This window comes from Streptomyces sp. NPDC054794 (assembly GCF_053611585.1).
Genome location: NZ_JBSHAQ010000006.1, coordinates 47,127 through 62,881 on the forward strand (window position 1 = coordinate 47,127; position 15,755 = coordinate 62,881).

General features: G+C 70.8%; 13 protein-coding genes and 2 tRNA genes. 12 read left to right on the forward strand and 3 right to left on the reverse strand.

Annotated elements, in window-relative coordinates:
• Positions 1 to 61 precede the first annotated feature (61 nt).
• The 4 genes from ACWGKT_RS07905 to ACWGKT_RS07920 all read left to right on the forward strand — a co-directional run bounded on the left by ACWGKT_RS07905 (position 62) and on the right by ACWGKT_RS07920 (position 3,965).
• The gene (locus tag ACWGKT_RS07905) at positions 62 to 658 is read left to right on the forward strand and encodes a M48 metallopeptidase family protein (protein WP_453272918.1); all 597 of its coding nucleotides are present in this window, start codon (positions 62 to 64) and stop codon (positions 656 to 658) included.
• 137 nt (positions 659 to 795) lie between these two features.
• Complete coding sequence (locus tag ACWGKT_RS07910; RefSeq protein ID WP_356148195.1) at positions 796 to 2,499, forward strand: TerD family protein; 1,704 nt, start codon at positions 796 to 798, stop codon at positions 2,497 to 2,499.
• 11 nt (positions 2,500 to 2,510) lie between these two features.
• Positions 2,511 to 3,191 (forward strand): AIM24 family protein, encoded by a 681-nt coding sequence (locus tag ACWGKT_RS07915; RefSeq protein ID WP_453272919.1) that lies wholly within the window; start codon positions 2,511 to 2,513, stop codon positions 3,189 to 3,191.
• A gap of 18 nt (positions 3,192 to 3,209) precedes the next feature.
• Entirely contained in the window at positions 3,210 to 3,965 is a 756-nt protein-coding gene (locus ACWGKT_RS07920; protein ID WP_453272920.1) for an AIM24 family protein, read from the forward strand.
• A 58-nt stretch (positions 3,966 to 4,023) separates the two neighbouring features.
• Here ACWGKT_RS07920 and ACWGKT_RS07925 read toward each other — a convergent pair whose 3' ends face one another.
• Together ACWGKT_RS07925 and ACWGKT_RS07930 are read right to left on the reverse strand one after the other, a co-directional pair.
• Positions 4,024 to 4,551, reverse strand: coding sequence for an NUDIX hydrolase (locus tag ACWGKT_RS07925; RefSeq protein WP_453272921.1), 528 nt, complete (start codon positions 4,549 to 4,551; stop codon positions 4,024 to 4,026).
• Positions 4,548 to 5,987, reverse strand: coding sequence for a zinc-dependent metalloprotease (locus ACWGKT_RS07930; RefSeq protein WP_453272922.1), 1,440 nt, complete (start codon positions 5,985 to 5,987; stop codon positions 4,548 to 4,550). Before ACWGKT_RS07930 ends, ACWGKT_RS07925 begins: the two co-directional genes overlap by 4 nt.
• A gap of 192 nt (positions 5,988 to 6,179) precedes the next feature.
• On the opposite strand from ACWGKT_RS07930, the gene ACWGKT_RS07935 reads away from it, so the two are divergent.
• From ACWGKT_RS07935 to ACWGKT_RS07950, 4 genes are all read left to right on the forward strand, one after another.
• A complete protein-coding gene (locus ACWGKT_RS07935; protein WP_453272923.1) occupies positions 6,180 to 7,292 on the forward strand; it encodes an SDR family oxidoreductase in 1,113 nt (370 codons plus the stop codon).
• Between the two features lie 128 nt (positions 7,293 to 7,420).
• Complete coding sequence (locus tag ACWGKT_RS07940; RefSeq protein WP_453272924.1) at positions 7,421 to 7,882, forward strand: molybdenum cofactor biosynthesis protein MoaE; 462 nt, start codon at positions 7,421 to 7,423, stop codon at positions 7,880 to 7,882.
• A gap of 114 nt (positions 7,883 to 7,996) precedes the next feature.
• On the forward strand, positions 7,997 to 8,161 hold the full coding sequence (locus ACWGKT_RS07945; protein ID WP_453272925.1) for a hypothetical protein: 165 nt from the start codon (positions 7,997 to 7,999) through the stop codon (positions 8,159 to 8,161).
• A 58-nt stretch (positions 8,162 to 8,219) separates the two neighbouring features.
• Complete coding sequence (locus ACWGKT_RS07950) at positions 8,220 to 9,317, forward strand: YlbL family protein (protein WP_453272926.1); 1,098 nt, start codon at positions 8,220 to 8,222, stop codon at positions 9,315 to 9,317.
• An 80-nt stretch (positions 9,318 to 9,397) separates the two neighbouring features.
• On the opposite strand, the gene ACWGKT_RS07955 is transcribed toward ACWGKT_RS07950, so the two are convergent.
• A complete protein-coding gene (locus ACWGKT_RS07955; RefSeq protein ID WP_356148212.1) occupies positions 9,398 to 9,940 on the reverse strand; it encodes a PPA1309 family protein in 543 nt (180 codons plus the stop codon).
• 164 nt (positions 9,941 to 10,104) lie between these two features.
• Here ACWGKT_RS07955 and ACWGKT_RS07960 point away from each other — a divergent pair, with 164 nt between their 5' ends.
• The 4 genes from ACWGKT_RS07960 to ACWGKT_RS07975 all read left to right on the forward strand — a co-directional run bounded on the left by ACWGKT_RS07960 (position 10,105) and on the right by ACWGKT_RS07975 (position 15,648).
• Positions 10,105 to 13,104 carry a UPF0182 family membrane protein gene (locus ACWGKT_RS07960; RefSeq protein WP_356148225.1) on the forward strand — a complete coding sequence of 1,000 codons (3,000 nt, stop codon included), beginning with the start codon at positions 10,105 to 10,107 and terminating at the stop codon, positions 13,102 to 13,104.
• A gap of 69 nt (positions 13,105 to 13,173) precedes the next feature.
• A tRNA-Met gene (locus ACWGKT_RS07965) sits at positions 13,174 to 13,247 on the forward strand.
• Between the two features lie 204 nt (positions 13,248 to 13,451).
• Positions 13,452 to 15,485 (forward strand): sel1 repeat family protein, encoded by a 2,034-nt coding sequence (locus ACWGKT_RS07970; protein ID WP_453272927.1) that lies wholly within the window; start codon positions 13,452 to 13,454, stop codon positions 15,483 to 15,485.
• Between the two features lie 89 nt (positions 15,486 to 15,574).
• Positions 15,575 to 15,648, forward strand: a tRNA-Met gene (locus ACWGKT_RS07975).
• Positions 15,649 to 15,755 lie beyond the last annotated feature (107 nt).

Genomic DNA, 15,755 nt, shown 5'->3' on the forward strand with positions numbered 1-15,755 from the left:
ATCGGCATCGAACCGTCCCGGACCCGGGACTTCCCGCGTGTGCAGCGGGTAACGTCGGGGCGTGCCCGCCGACCCACTGCACCGCGCCGGAAAGTCACAGCGCAGCACGACGAGCCAGCCGCCGAGCGGCTCGGGGGTGAGCGCGATCGAGGTCCGCAGAAGCGCCCGGCGACGCCGGACGGTCTCCGCGTACCGCGAGGGCGATCGCACCGTCGTGCTGATCCCTGCCCGGATGTCCGAGGCGGAGGAGCAACGCTGGGTGAACCTCATGCTCGACAAGTTGGCCGCCCAGGAGAGCAAGCGGGTGCTGGGCGACGCCGAGCTCGCCGAGCGTGCCGAGCGGCTGTCGGCCCAGTACTTCGGCGGCCGGGCCCGGCCCGCCTCCGTGCGCTGGGTCACCAACCAGAACACGCGCTGGGGTTCGTGCACCCCGGCCGAGGGCAGCATCCGGCTCTCGCACCGGTTGCAGGGGATGCCCGAATACGTCGTCGACTACGTTCTGTGCCACGAGCTCGCGCATCTGCTGGTGCCGGGGCACGGGACCGACTTCTGGCAGCTCCTGGAGGCGTACCCGCGGACCGAGCGGGCGCGCGGCTACCTCGAAGGGGTGGTTGCCGCAGGCCGTTTGCCCCATTCGCCCGGTGCGCGCGGTGAGTAACCTCTCCCCCCGGCCCCGGCTGCAGCGTCCCTGAAGGCGGTTGTGTACCGGGTCTGTACCGACTTCAGCCGGTGGCCGGTTTTGCCGTTAGCCTGGCGCGACGCACTCACATTCGGGATGGGGGACGGTCGTTACGCATGGCCAGGGAATTCCAACGCGGCCACAAGGCCAGGATCAGTGACCTCACCGCGGGCACGGATCTGTACGTAGGCGTGCAGATCACCGCTCCGGGACTGACCTTCGACATCAGCTGCTTCGGCCTCGACGCCGACGAACGCCTCTCGGACGACCGGTACTTCGTCTTCTTCAACCAGCCGAAGTCCCCCGAGGAGGCCATCCAGCTGCTGGGTACGCAGTCCGGCGACACCGAGTCCTTCCGGATCACGCTGGACCGGATCCCGCCGCAGATCCAGAAGCTGTCGTTCACGGCGACCCTCGACGGCGCCGGGCAGATGTCACAGATCAACCCCGGCTACATCCGTATCGTGGCCGGCGGTGAGGAGGTGGCCCGGTACTCCTTCAACGGCTCGGAGTTCTCCACCGAACGGGCCGTGATGCTGGGCGACTTCTACCTGAAGGACGTCTGGCGGTTCGCCGCCGTCGGCCAGGGATTCGACGGCGGCCTCGAAGCGCTGCTGAAGAACTTCGGCGGTGAGGTCCTGGAGGAGGAGGCCCCGGCCGCCCCGCAGCAGCCGCAGGCCGGTGCCGCCCCGGGCTTCGCCCCGCCCGCGTTCGGCGCGCCGTCGGCCCCCGCACCGGCGCCTGCTCCGGCCCCCGCTCCGGCCCCGGCCCCCGCTCCGCAGCCCGCCGCGCAGGGCTTCGCGCCGCCGCCGGGCGCCACGCCGCCGCCCGCTCCGGCCCCGGCGCCCAATATGCACGGCGCGCCGACCGTCATCGCCCCCCTCGCTCCGCCCGTCGGCGGCACCGTGCCGCCTCCGTCGCCGGCCCCCGCGCCCTACGGCCAGCCCCCCGCCCCGAACGCCCCCATGCCGCCCGGTTACGGCCAGCCGCAGGCGCCGCAGGCCCCCATGCCGCCCGGTTACGGACAGCAGCCGCCCGCGCCGCCCGGATACGGCCAGCCGACCCCGCCCCCGGGCTACGGCCAGCAGCCGCCGTTCGGGCAGGTCCCCGGTCAGCAGGCCGCCGCCTACGGAGTGCCGCAGGGCGCTCCCCAGGGCGGTGCGGGTGTCACCGCGGCGCTCCAGCAGTTCAAGGAGACGCCCACGGGGCAGCGCTGGACGCAGCAGAACAAGAAGCTCGTCCGCGTCGACCTCGGCATCGGCGGCCAGCCCGTCCTGGCCCGCCAGGGCAGCATGGTGCTCTACCAGGGCAAGGTCGACTTCAGCTACAAGGGCGCCGGATTCTCGGGCCGGATCGTGGGCAACGCGACCGGCCAGGAGATGCAGCTGATGCGCTGCACCGGCCAGGGCCAGGTGTTCCTCGCCGAGGACGCCACGCACCTGCACCCCGTCGAGCTCCAGGGCGACGCGATCTGCGTCTCCGCCGAGAACGTCCTCGCCTTCGACGAGAGCCTCCAGTACGAGGTCCGTCGCATCGAGGGACACGGCATCCCCGGAGGCGCGCTGTTCACGATGCAGTTCCAGGGCACCGGCACGATCGTCGTGAAGACGCACGGCACGCCCGTCGTGCTGCCCGTCACGCCCACCACGTTCGCCGACTGCAACGCGGTGGTCGCCTGGTCGGCCGCCTCGCAGGTGATCGTCTCCAGCCAGGTCCGGATGCGCCGCAACGCCTACCCGGGCGACACCGGGGAGAGCATCAACCTGCAGTTCCGGGGCGCACCCGGCAACTTCATCGTCGTCCAGCCGTACGAGGTCTGAGGGAGCCCGTCATGAACCAGCCACTCGCGGGCTTCGCTCCCGCCCCCGTCACCTCTCGCATGGAGAACCACGGCAACCACATGCTGAAGGTCGCCATGCAGAGCGGAAGCGACCTCCTCGCGCGCGTAGGCTCGATGGTCGCCTACGAAGGCTTCATCCAGTACGAGCCCAACCCGCCCGCCGTGCGGCAGATCGCCCGCGACTGGATCACCGGCGAGGGCGCGCCCCTGATGAAGTGCTCCGGCGACGGCCTGCTGTACCTCGCCGACTACGGCGCGAACGTCGTCGTGATCAACCTCAACGGCGACGGCATCTCCGTCAACGCCACCAACCTGCTCGCCTTCGACGCGCACCTCTCCTGGGGTGTGGAGCGGGTCAAGGGGCTGGCGAAGTTCGCCGGACAGGGCCTGTGGAACACCAAGATCTCCGGGCAGGGCTGGGTGGCCCTGACCTCCCGGGGCAAGCCGATCGTCGTCGACTGCGGCGGCGGAGAGGACGAGACGTACGTCGACCCCGACGCGCTCGTCGCCTGGTCCCCGAACCTCAAGGTGAAGGGCAAGCGCAGCTTCAAGGCGCAGTCACTGATCGGCCGGGGCAGCGGAGAGGCCTACCAGATGGCCTTCTCCGGCCAGGGCATCGTCGTCGTCCAGCCCAGCGAGGACAGCACCGACCGCCTCCGGGTCCGGGGCTGAGGGGGAGCCAGAGTCACCATGCAGAGCCCGCTTTTCGCCTTCAACGACACGCAGAACCAGGAGCGCTACAGCCTGCAGAACAAGCAGATGCTGCGCGTCGTCCTGGAGGGCCACGACGACATCCTCGCCCGCAAGGGGACGATGGTCGCCTACCAGGGCCTCGTCGACTTCGACGCCGAGTACCGCAGCAACAACCAGGCACGCACGCGTGCGTACACCGGCGAGGGCCTGGACCTGATGCGCTGCCACGGGCAGGGCACGGTCTACCTCGCCAACCTCGCCCAGCACATCCACGTGATGGACGTGGAGCAGGACGGGCTGACGGTCGACAGCAGCTACGTCCTCGCCATGGACTCCTCGCTGCACCACGAGGTCATCGCCGTCGACAGCCTCTACGGCATCTCCGGGTCCGGGAAGTACCAGCTCAACATCACCGGCCGCGGCAAGGTCGCTCTGATGACCTCGGGCGCGCCGCTGCTGATGCAGGTCACGCCGGACAAGTACGTCAACTGCGACGCCGACGCGATCGTCGCCTGGTCCACCGGGCTGCGGGTGCAGATGCAGGCCCAGACGCACTCCTCCGGTGTGTGGCGGCGCCGCGGCAACACCGGTGAGGGCTGGGAGCTCAGCTTCATGGGCAGCGGCTTCGCGCTCGTCCAGCCCAGCGAGCTGCTGCCGCCGCAGCACGCCCAGATCGGCCAGGGCCTGGCCGCCCAGTTCGGCATGGGCCAGCACGGGGCGCGAGCGCAGAACCAGGGCAACGTCTGGAGCTGAGCGTCCAGTAAGTCGACGTAAGGGGCGGCCGCCCATGTGGCCGCCCCTTACACGTGGCTCAGGCTCCGAGCCTGGCGCGCGTCTGCTCCAGCAGCCGTACGACCGAGTCGTCGGCGACCTGCGCCACCTCGTCGTAGCCGAACCAGCGCACGTCGAGCGACTCGTCGCTGATGGCGTGCTCGGCGTCGCTCGGGGCGAGGACCGCGTACTGGACGTCGAAGTGCCAGTGGCACGGCGCGGGAATCGGATGCCGGTCCAGGCGGACCGGGCCGCCCGCAAGCAGCGTCAGCCCGCGGATGCCGGACTCCTCGGTCGTCTCACGCAGCGCCGCCGCCTCCAGCGTGGCGTCGCCCGGTTCGCAGTGGCCGCCCATCTGCAGCCACATGCGCAGCTTCCGGTGCAGCGTGAGCAGCACACGGCCGCGCTCCGGGTCGATCACCAGGGCGCTCGCCGTGATGTGGCCCGCGTGGCAGGCCTTCCACATGCCGTCCGGATGTGCCGTCAAGTGGTCCAGGTAGGACTGGCGCAGCTCTTCCTGGCCCTCGAAGCCCTTCAGCACGAGGACCGTGTCGTCGTACAGGCTCACTCGGTGTCGTCGCCCTTGCCGTCCTCGGTGTCCTTGTGCAGGTTCGGCTTCTCGCCGGAGCCGCTCGCCGCCTCGCCGAGCATCTTGTCCAGCTCGGAGAAGTCCAGCTGCTCGCGGTGCACGAAACCGTCCGGGTCGTCCAGGTCGGTGGCCGTCGGCAGCATGTCCGGGTGGGCCCACAGGGCGTCCCGGCCGTCGACCCCGCGCGCGTCCGTGAGCGAGGCCCACAGGCGCGAGGCGTCACGCAGGCGGCGCGGCCGCAGTTCGAGACCGATCAGCGTGGCGAACGTCTGCTCCGCGGGGCCACCCGTGGCACGGCGGCGGCGCAGCGTCTCGCGAAGGGCGTCGGCGGACGACAGACGCGGCTTCGCGGCCGCGTGGACCACCGCGTCCACCCAGCCCTCCACGAGCGCCAGAGCCGTCTCCAGGCGGGCCAGGGCGGTCTTCTGCTCCGGCGTGTCCTCCGGCTGGAACATGCCCTGCTGCAGCGCGTCCTGAAGCTGCTCGGGGTTCTGCGGGTCGAACTGGCCGACCACGTCCTCCAGCTTGGCGGTGTCGACCTTGATCCCGCGCGCGTATCCGTCGACGGCGCCGAACAGGTGCGAGCGCAGCCACGGCACGTGCGCGAAGAGACGCTGGTGGGCCGCCTCGCGCAGGGCGAGGTAGAGCCGCACCTCGTCCTTCGGCACGCCCAGGTCCTTGCCGAACGCGTCGACGTTCACCGGCAGGAGCGCGGCCTTGCCGGCCGGGCCGAGCGGCAGGCCGATGTCGGTCGAACCGACGACCTCGCCCGCGAGCACGCCCACGGCCTGGCCGATCTGCGTGCCGAACATGGCGCCGCCCATCGAGCGCATCATGCCGATCAGCGGGCCCGCCATGGCCTGCATCTCCTCCGGCAGGACGTCGCCCATGGCCGCGCCGACGCGCTCGGCGACCGGGTCGACCAGTTCCTGCCACGCGGGCAGGGTCGCCTCGACCCACTCCGCGCGGGACCACGCCACGGCGGTGCCGGAGCCGGACGGCAGGGACGTCGCGTCGTCCAGCCACAGGTCGGCCAGGCGGACGGCCTCCTGGACCGCGGTGCGCTCGGCGGGGCCGACGCTCGCGTCCTTGACGCCGTCGGACGTGCCCTGGGAGACCGTCTGGCGGGCGATCTGCTTGGCCATGTCCCAGTTCACCGGGCCGCCCTCGTACGAGAGCATCTGGCCCAGCTGCTGGAACGCGGCGCCCAGGTCGGTGGGGTTCAGTGAACCGAACATGGCAGCGAGCGGATTGTCCGCGCCGGGGCCACCGAAGCCCCCTGCTCCGGGCAGTCCGAAAGCGAACGGGTTGGCCGGTCCCTGCTCACCACCGCTCTGCTGGTCCTTCTTCTTGCCCTCGTCGCCGTCTTCCGGCTCCTCCGGCGGAAGGCCGAATCCGAATGGGGTGTCACTCACGGGATTCCTCGGCTGGTAAGGCCGCCGGTCTCTTCCGGCGGCGCGGCTGCCCGACAACACCACCCAGCGTAGACACCCGGACCCGATCGGGCCTCGGTGCTTCGCCGACTCTTGGCCTGCGGCAGGATGGATGCCACCTGGTACGTACGCGGCGCTCGCGCTCGTACTGAAGACAACCGCTGGAGACGCCCGGTGAGTTCCCCAGATCCGCAGGTTCGCGCAGCGCGAAACCATTCAACCCCGCCCGCTCTGCGCGGGCCCGTCGTGGCCGTGACCGGCGCCGCGAGCGGGGTCGGCGCGCTGCTCACCGAGCGGCTGGCCGCGTCCGAGGGGATCAAGCAGGTCGTCGCCATCGACGAGCGGCGCGGGGAGTGCGCACAGGCGCAGTGGCACATCCTCGATGTGCGGGATCCGGCGATCGCGGACAAGCTGCGGGGCGCGGACGTGGTGGTGCATCTGGCCCTCGACCTCGACCTGGGGAGTGACGCCGCCGCCCGGACGGCCTACAACGTGCGGGGGACGCAGACGGTGCTGACCGCCGCGGCGGCCGCCGGGGTGCACCGGGTGGTGCTGTGCACCTCGGCGATGGTCTACGGAGCGCTGCCGGACAACGAGCTGCCGCTCTCGGAGGACGCGGAGCTGCGGGCGACGGCGGAGGCCACGGGGGTCGGGGACCTGCTGGAGATCGAGCGGCTCGCGCGGCGGGCTCCGCGGGCGCATCCGGGGCTCAATGTCACCGTGGTGCGGCCCGCTGTCCTGGTCGGGGGTACGGACACCGCGCTGACCAGGTACTTCGAGTCGCCTCGGCTGCTGGTGGTGGCCGGGTCCCGGCCCGCCTGGCAGTTCTGTCACGTCGAGGATCTGGTCGGTGCTCTGGAGTACGCCGTCCTGGAGAAGGTCGAGGGTGAGCTGGCCGTCGGGTGTGACGGGTGGCTGGAGCAGGAGGAGGTCGAGGAGCTCAGCGGGATCCGGCGGATGGAGCTGCCGTCGGCGGTCGCGCTGGGGGCGGCGGCACGGCTGCACCGGATCGGGCTCACTCCGTCGCCGGCCGGGGATCTCGCGTACACGATGTACCCCTGGGTGGTGAGCGGGAGCCGGCTGCACGACGCCGGGTGGCGGCCGCGGTGGACCAACGAGGAGGTGCTCGCGGAGCTGCTGGAGGAGGTGTCCGGGCGGCATACGGTCGCCGGGCGGCGGCTCGGGCGCAAGGACGCGACGGCTGCGGGGGCCGCGGGGGCGACGGTCGCTCTGCTGGGCGCGGCGGCGGTCGTACGGCGCGCCCGCAAGGCGCGGCGCCGGATCTGAGGCGAGGGGCGCCGGCCTTCGGACCCCGCCCGGGGAGTCGCCCTTGTAGGACACTCCAAACCACCACGCGCGCGTGCCTGGTGAAAGTCGCATTCCGGGTTGTCGGAGGCGTGCGGCACGATGGGGGTATGGCAGTTACGAACGATCACCCCGGTGAGCAGGCGGCGCAGGACCCCATCAAGCTGATCGCCATACGTGAGACCGCGCTCTCCGTGGACGAGGTCTTCCGGGCGGTCGGGGACGACGCGGCCGGGGGAATCGCGCTGTTCGTGGGCACCGTGCGGAATCACGACGGCGGGGCCGACGTCGACGCGCTCGGGTACTCGTGCCATCCCAGTGCCGAGGCCGAGATGCGCCGGATCGCCGAGAAGGTGGTCGCGGAGTACCCGGTGCGGGCGCTGGCCGCCGTGCACCGGGTGGGGGACCTGGGGGTCGGGGACCTGGCCGTGGTCGTGGCGGTCTCCTGCCCGCACCGGGGAGAGGCCTTCGAGGCCTGCCGCAAGCTCATCGACGACCTCAAGCACGAGGTGCCGATCTGGAAGCACCAGAGGTTCTCCGACGGCGCCGAGGAGTGGGTCGGGGCCTGCTGATTCCCCCCGGGGTGTCCGGTTGCGTAACCGCCCCCCTGGCATGAGCGTTGTCACTGCGAATGGTTAATCTGTTGATCAGTCAGTCGCGGATGCTCATGGGGTTGGGAGGTCGGCATGGCAGCACTCGCCTGGTTGCTCATTCCGCTCGTTGCTGCGATCGGCGCCGGTCTGTGGGGCAGTTGGGCCAATCGGACGCGCAGGGTGCGCGGCGACGGCCCGGAGCTCGACGGGTACGCCCGTTTCAGGGAGGCCATGGAGAGGTCCCACACCAGTACCTGAGGCGCCCGACCGGGTGCCCTGACGGTGTGCTGACAGAAGCGTCCCGTACTGTCGTGACATGCCACGCCGCACCGCGACGATGCTCGCCTCCACCCTGATGCTGATCGCGCTCCTGTGCGCGGGGGTGCTCATCCCCGTGCCGTACGCGGTGATGTCCCCGGGGCCGACCGTGAACACGCTCGGGGAGCACGACGGCGAGCCGGTGCTGCAGATCGCCGGGCACAAGACGTACGGCACCTCCGGGCATCTGAACATGACCACCGTCCGGGTCACCAGCGCCGACTACCGGATGAACCTCGTCGAGGCGGTCTACGGCTGGCTCGCCCATGACAACAAGGTCGTGCCGCACGACACGCTGTACCCGGACGGCAAGACCGAGGAGCAGTCCACCCAGGAGAACGCCGAGGAGTTCAACCAGTCCCAGGAGAGCGCCAAGGTCGCGGCGCTCAAGGAACTCGGCGTCCCGGTGAAGTCCTGGGTGATCGTCGCGACGGTCCTCAGGGACTCCCCGGCCGAGGGCAGGCTGCACGCCGGAGACGTGATCAAGACCGTGGACGGCACGGCCGTGAAGCAGCCGGCCGATGTCGCCAAGCTGGTCACCAAGCACAAGCCCGGCGAGAGCGTGACGTTCACCATCGTCCCGGCCAAGGAGCAGGCAGCCGCCGAGAAGGCGAACCGGACGCCGACCAAGACCCAGGACGTCACGATCACGACGAAGGCCTCGAACGACAGCGGTGCCAAGCGCGCCATCGTCGGGATCTCCGCCGGGACCGACCACACCTTCCCGTTCAGCATCGACATCAAGCTCGCCGACGTCGGCGGGCCGAGTGCCGGTCTGATGTTCGCGCTCGGCATCTACGACAAGCTCACCCCGGGCAGCCTCACCGGCGGCAAGTTCGTCGCCGGTACGGGCACGATCGACGACGCCGGCACCGTCGGGCCGATCGGCGGCATCGAGCTCAAGACCGTCGGCGCGCGCAGCAAGGGCGCCCAGTACTTCCTGACGCCCGCCGAGAACTGCGCGTCCGCGGCCAAGGACACCCCGGGCGGACTCACCCTCGTCAAGGTGAAGACGATCAACGACGCGCTCGCCGCCCTCAAGGACATCCGCAGCGGCGACACCGCCGACCTGCCGAAGTGCACCACCAAGGGCTGACCCGGAGCGTCCGACGGCGCGTAAACGGCTGGGGGCGCCCCCCGATGCAGGGGGCGCCCCCAGTGCCGTACTGGAAAGGGTCAGTCCTCGAAGGTCGCCTTCAGCGCCTCCGCCAGGCCCGGCACCAGGTCGGGGCCCGTGAGGACCTCCGTCGGGGTGTCCTTCTCGCGCAGGCGCAGGGCCGAGTCGCGGGTGCCGTCGCGCAGGACCGCGACCGTCATACGGACCTCCTGGCGCTCGGGGTGGTTCGCCACCCACTTCGCCAGCTTCGCCTCGCCGAGACCCTGCGGGACCTGGGCCTCGGCGGACGGGGGAAGCATCAGGCGCTCCACGGTGAGCGCGCATCCGGCCACCGCGCCGGGCCAGGCGATGGTGCCGAGGAACTCGTCGAGCGGCCTGTCCGTTGGAACCTCGTCCTGCTCGATCGGGGTGAGACCGGTGGTCTCGGGCTCGTCCTGCAGGCCGAGCTGGGCCGCGAGGGCAGGTTCCTGGGCCCGCAGCCGCGCGGTGTCTACAAGGGCGAAGAGGCGAGCGGGCTGGTCCCAGCCGAGGCCGGAGGCGTACTCGTCGATTTCGAGTACCGCCCGGGTGAGCGGGTTCGCTGCCATGGGAGTGTTGGACATGGTCACAATCCTGCCTCGTTCCCCACCTGAATCGGGAACCGAGTAAACCGTGAGTAAGTTGCATAGGTGTGGGCCCACGATCACGGGGGGCCACGGACGGTCCACGAACACGAGGGCCTGACGGAACAACAGCGAACTTCGAGGGGCGCACCTTGGCTTTCCAGATGCCGGACCGCGGCGGAGGCCCGACGGGGCCGCGTATCAGAGCGGGCCGCCCGTCCCGACGTGTCCGGACCCTGCTCATGACACTGGGCGTCCTTGCCGTCCTCGGCATGGCGTTCACCATGTTCGCGGGGTTCTGGACGGACTGGCTGTGGTACCGGTCGGTGCACTACTCGTCCGTGTTCACCACGACGCTGTGGACCAAGATCGGGCTGTTCTTCGTCTTCGGTCTGCTGATGGCGGCCGCGGTCGGCTTCAACATCTGGCTGGCCCACCGGATGCGGCCCCCGCTGAGCGCCATGTCCGTGGAGCAGCAGAGCCTCGACCGCTACCGCATGGGCATCGCGCCGTACAAGAAGTGGCTGCTGCTCGGCGTCACCGCCCTGGTGGGCCTGATCGCCGGCGCGTCCGCGGCGGGCCAGTGGCGGACCTGGCTGATGTGGGTCAACGGCGTGCCCTTCCACCAGAAGGACCCGCAGTTCCACCTCGACGTCTCCTTCTACGCCTTCGACCTGCCCTGGTACCGGTTCCTGCTCGGCTTCGGCTTCGCCACCGCGATCCTGTCCCTGATCGCCGCCGCGCTCACCCACTACCTGTACGGCGGGCTGCGCGTCACCAGCCCGGGCGCGCGCGCCACCGCCGCGGCCACCGGGCACCTGTCCGTGCTGCTCGGCGTCTTCGTCGCCCTGAAGGCGGTGGCCTACTGGCTCGACCGGTACGGACTCGCCGTCAAGTCCAGCGACTTCAAGGCGACGGGCAACTGGACCGGCCTCAGGTACGTCGACGCCAACGCCTATCTGCCGGCCAAGACGATCCTGTTCTGCATCGCCGTGATCTGCGCGCTGCTGTTCTTCGCCACCCTGTGGCGGCGCACCTGGCAGCTGCCCGTCATCGGCTTCGGCCTGATGGTCCTGTCGGCCATCCTGATCGGCGGCCTGTACCCGGCGATCGTGCAGAAGTTCCAGGTCCAGCCGAACGAGCAGGCCAAGGAGGCGCCGTACGTCGCGAAGAACATCAAGGCGACGCGTGAGGCCTACGGCATCGACGACGCCAACGTCAGCGAGTACGCGGGCAAGAGCAGCACCAAGGACAGGACCAAGCTCCGCGAGACCGTCGCCGACGCCGCGAGCATCCGCATCCTGGACCCGAACATCGTCTCGCCGACGTTCCAGCAGCTCCAGCAGATGCGCAACTACTACGCCTTCCCGAACAACCTCGACGTCGACCGGTACGGCAAGGGCGGCAAGGAGCAGGACACGGTCGTCGGCCTGCGCGAGCTGAACCTCAACGGCATCCCGAAGAACAACTGGATCAACGACCACTTCCGCTACACCCACGGTTACGGCGTGGTCGCCGCCAAGGGCACCGAGGCCGACGACGAGGGCCGCCCGGTCTTCTCCGAGTACGACCTGCCGTCCTCCGGTGACCTCGGGACGTACCAGCAGCGGATCTACTACGGCGAGAAGACGTCCACGTACTCGATCGTCGGCGGTCCCCAGAAGGAGATCGACTACTCCGACGACACGGGTGAGAAGACCACCAGCTACAAGGCGAAGAGCGGCGTCAACCTCTCCAACCCGATCAACCGTGCCGCGTACGCGGTGGCGTTCAACGAGCCGCAGATCCTGTACTCCGGCGCGATCGGCGAGGGCTCGCGGATCCTGTACAACCGCACGCCCAAGGAGCGCGTCGAGGCGGTCGCGCCCTGGCTGACCATCGACGGCGACGCCTACCCGGCGGTCGTGGACGGCCACATCCAGTGGATCATCGACGCCTACACGACGACGAACGGGTACCCGTACGCCTCCCGTACGACCCTCGGCGACACGACGGCCGACTCACTGACCGCGGCGAACAACTCCCGCGCGGTGGTGGCCCAGCAGAACCAGGTCAACTACATCCGCAACTCGGTGAAGGCGACGGTCGACGCGTACACCGGTGAGGTCAAGCTGTACCAGTGGGACACCCAGGACCCGGTCCTGAAGACCTGGATGAAGGCGTTCCCGGGCACGGTGAAGCCGAGGGCGGACATCTCGCCCGCGCTGCTGGCCCATCTGCGGTATCCGCAGGACCTGTTCAAGGTCCAGCGCGAGCTGCTCACCCGCTACCACGTGACGGACGCGCAGACCTTCCTCAGCGGCAGCGAGGTGTGGCAGGTGCCGGACGACCCGACCAACAAGTCGGGCAACGCGGTGCCGCCGTACTACCTGAGCATGAAGATGCCCGACCAGCAGGGGCAGGCGTTCTCCCTCACCTCGACGTTCACGCCGAACGGCAGGGACAACCTCAGCGCCTTCATGGCGGTCGACTCCGAGGCCGGCACGAGCGACTACGGCAAGATCAGAGTGCTGAAACTGCCGACGAGCACGACGGTCGACGGGCCCAAGCAGGTGCAGAGCCAGTTCAACTCCAACTCCCAGCAGAACATCGCCGAGTTCGTCCGGCTCAACAGCGGTGGTGACTCGGAGATCGAGTACGGCAACCTGCTGACCGTGCCGCTCGACGGCGGACTGCTCTACGTGGAGCCGGTGTACGTGCGCGGTGGCGGGCTCAAGTACCCGCTGCTGCGGAAGGTGTTGGTGACCTACGGCGGCACCACCGCCTTCGAGGACACCCTCGGCCAGGCGCTCGACAAGATCTTCGGAACGTCGACCACCGCGCCACCGGACACCGGTACGAACAACCCGCCGACGTCCGGCAACGCCACGGTCCGTGACGCGCTGAGCGACGCCCAGAAGGCCTTCGAGGACGGGCAGAAGGCCCTGAAGGAGAGCGACTGGGGGGCGTACGGCCAGGCGCAGAAGGACCTGCAGAGCGCGCTGAAGCGGGCCGAGGAGGCGCAGGCGAAGGCCGACAAGGCCGGCGGCAGCGGCCAGAACGCCGGCCGGAACACGGGCGGCGACTCGGCCACGGGCGGAGGCGGGAAGACGAGCAGCAGTCCCAGCCCGAGCGGCAGTCCGAGTGCCAGCCCGAGTCCGAGCGGAAGTCCCGGCAGTGGTTGATCGACAGCGCTGAGCAACAGGGGCTGATCAAGAGCCACTCCGCGCCGTGATACGGTTGCACCACAACGGCGCGGGGTGGAGCAGCTCGGTAGCTCGCTGGGCTCATAACCCAGAGGTCGCAGGTTCAAATCCTGTCCCCGCTACTGCAATCGAAGGCCCGGATCCTCAGGGATCCGGGCCTTCGTGGTGTGCGAACGCATGTGCCGGTGCGCGGTCCCGCCGTGCCGCCGTGGGGAGTTGGGGGATGTGTGTTTGACTTGTCTCTCTGTGGGCATGTCGACAAAACGCTGAAGTGACCTCCCGGGCTGCGGTATACCGGGTGTACCGAGGTTGCAGGTGGTGCGACGATGGACGTTATGGGGGACAAGGCAACTCTGTTGGAGACAGGGCGTTTTGCGCAGCATGCCGACTTTGTGCAGTCGGCCGAACGCGTGCAGGCCGCTGAGCTCGTGCAGTCCGCGGACCTTGTACAGACCGCCGAACTCGTGCGGGCCACGGATCTTGCGCGGACAGGGGACTTCGAGCGGGGCACCGACCTCGCGCGGACAGGTGACTGCGGGCCGGGCGTCGACCTCGCGCGGACCGGGGACTTCGAGCGGGCCAGCGACCTCGCGCAGTCCGCGGACCTGGTGCCGGCCTCCGGCCGGGACGAGGCCGGCGAGGCGGCCGAGGAGGCGCGTCAGCGGCTCGCCGCGGAAACCGGCGACGTCGAGGCGATGAGCGTCCTCGGGGCCATGCTGCTGCGCCGCGGCGACCTCGACGGAGCCGAGCCCCCGCTGCGCGGAGCCACGGCCGCCGGTGACCGTGCGGCCGCCAACAACCTCGGCGTCCTCCTGCACCAGCGCGGCTACCCGGAGGAGGCCGCCGGATGGTGGCGGATCGCCGCCGTCGCCGGTTCCGCGGCCGCCGCGCACGCGCTGGGCCGCCACCACCGTGAGCGCGGCGACGAGCCCGCCGCCGAGTACTGGCTGCGCCAGTCCGCCGAACAGGGACACGTGCTGGGCGCCTACGCGCTCGCCGACCTGCTGGAGCACCGCGGGGAAGCCGGCGCCGGCCAGTGGATGCGGGCCGCCGCCGAGCGGGGGCACCGGGAGGCGGCGTACCGGCTGGCGCGCGCGCTCGACCGCAAGGCCGCGTGCGAGGACGAGGCCGGGTCTGACAACGCTGTCGAAGAGGCCGAGCAGTGGTACCGGCAGGCCGCCGCGCGCGGACACCGCCGGGCCGCGCTGCACCTCGGGGCGATCCTGGAGAAGCGCGGTGAGCTCAAGGAGGCCGGGCGCTGGTACCTGACCTCCGCCAAGGACGGGGAGGCCCGCGCCGCCTGCGCGCTCGGCTTCCTGCTGCGCGACGCCGGGGACACCGAGAGCGCCGCCGTGTGGTGGCTGCGGGCCGCCCAGGACGGCGACGGCAACGCGGCCAACGCGCTCGGCGCGCTGCACGCCGAGCGCGGGGAGACGCAGACCGCCGAGCGGTGGTACCGGGCGGCGATGGACGCCGGGGACGACAACGGCGCGTACAACCTCGGGCTGCTCTGCGCCGAGCAGGGGCGGACCGGGCCGGCCGAGCAGTGGTACCGGCGCGCGGCCTACGCCGGGCACCGGGAGGCCGCGAACGCGCTCGCGATCCTGCTGCTGCAGGGCGGCGACACGACCGGGGCCGAGCCGTGGTTCTCCAAGGCGGCGGAGGCGGGCAGCGTGGACGCGGCCTTCAACCTGGGGATCCTGTACGCCGGACGGGACACCGACGAGGACGCCACGGCCGCGCTGCGGTGGTACGAGCGGGCGGCCTCCGCCGGTCACACGGAGGCGGCGCTGCAGGTCGGCATCGCGCGGCTGCGCGAGGGCGACGAGCAGGAGGCCGAGCGGCATCTGCGGTGTGCGGCGGGCGGCGGCAGCGCCGAGGCCGCGTACCGGCTGGCCGCCGTGCTGGACGCGCGGCGCCCCGCCGTCTCCGAGCACGAGCTGGGCGAGTCGGCGCACGAGAAGACCGAGTGCGAGGAGTGGTACGAGCGGGCCGCGTCCCAGGGCCATCGCCGGGCGCAGGTTCGGGTCGGGATGCTCGCCGCCGCGCGCGGCGACGTGGTGGAGGCGGCGCGGTGGTACCGGGCGGCCGCCGAGGCGGGGTCGCGCAACGGCGCGTTCAACCTCGGGCTGCTGCTGGCTCGGGAGGGGAGCGAGCCGGAGGCGGCCGTGTGGTGGACGCGGGCGGCCGACGCGGGGCATGGACGGGCGGCGCTCCGGCTGGCTCTCGTCTACGCGCGTCGTGGCGAGCTGGCGGAGGGCCAGCGCTGGGCCGACCGCGCGGTGTCCCTGGGGCCGGCGGAGGTCTCGGAGCGGGCGACGCGGCTGCGGGACGCGCTGCGGGAGGAGCTGTCCGCGTAGGCGGACCCCCGGCCGGGGAGCCTGCCGGGGGCGCTCCCACAAGCGATTTGCTTCCCCGCGCGTCCTTCACGTAATGTTGCGTTCACCGACGCGGGGTGGAGCAGCTCGGTAGCTCGCTGGGCTCATAACCCAGAGGTCGCAGGTTCAAATCCTGTCCCCGCTACTGAAGACCAGGGCCGGAATCCAGAAATGGGTTCCGGCCCTGGTCGTTGTGTGCCCTGGTCGTTGTGTGCCCTGTGCGGCGTGTGTTCCGCGGGGACGGCCGTACGC

Excerpts from the sequence above, each read along its gene's own strand:
- ACWGKT_RS07940 (WP_453272924.1), top strand. The coding sequence starts at position 7,421 with ATGGCAGTTACGAACGATCACCCCGGTGAGCAGGCGGCGCAGGACCCC.
- ACWGKT_RS07970 (WP_453272927.1), top strand. The coding sequence starts at position 13,452 with ATGGACGTTATGGGGGACAAGGCAACTCTGTTGGAGACAGGGCGTTTT.
- ACWGKT_RS07960 (WP_356148225.1), top strand. The coding sequence starts at position 10,105 with ATGCCGGACCGCGGCGGAGGCCCGACGGGGCCGCGTATCAGAGCGGGC.
- ACWGKT_RS07955 (WP_356148212.1), bottom strand. The coding sequence starts at position 9,940 with ATGTCCAACACTCCCATGGCAGCGAACCCGCTCACCCGGGCGGTACTC.
- ACWGKT_RS07920 (WP_453272920.1), top strand. The coding sequence starts at position 3,210 with ATGCAGAGCCCGCTTTTCGCCTTCAACGACACGCAGAACCAGGAGCGC.
- ACWGKT_RS07915 (WP_453272919.1), top strand. The coding sequence starts at position 2,511 with ATGAACCAGCCACTCGCGGGCTTCGCTCCCGCCCCCGTCACCTCTCGC.
- ACWGKT_RS07945 (WP_453272925.1), top strand. The coding sequence starts at position 7,997 with ATGGCAGCACTCGCCTGGTTGCTCATTCCGCTCGTTGCTGCGATCGGC.
- ACWGKT_RS07910 (WP_356148195.1), top strand. The coding sequence starts at position 796 with ATGGCCAGGGAATTCCAACGCGGCCACAAGGCCAGGATCAGTGACCTC.
- ACWGKT_RS07950 (WP_453272926.1), top strand. The coding sequence starts at position 8,220 with ATGCCACGCCGCACCGCGACGATGCTCGCCTCCACCCTGATGCTGATC.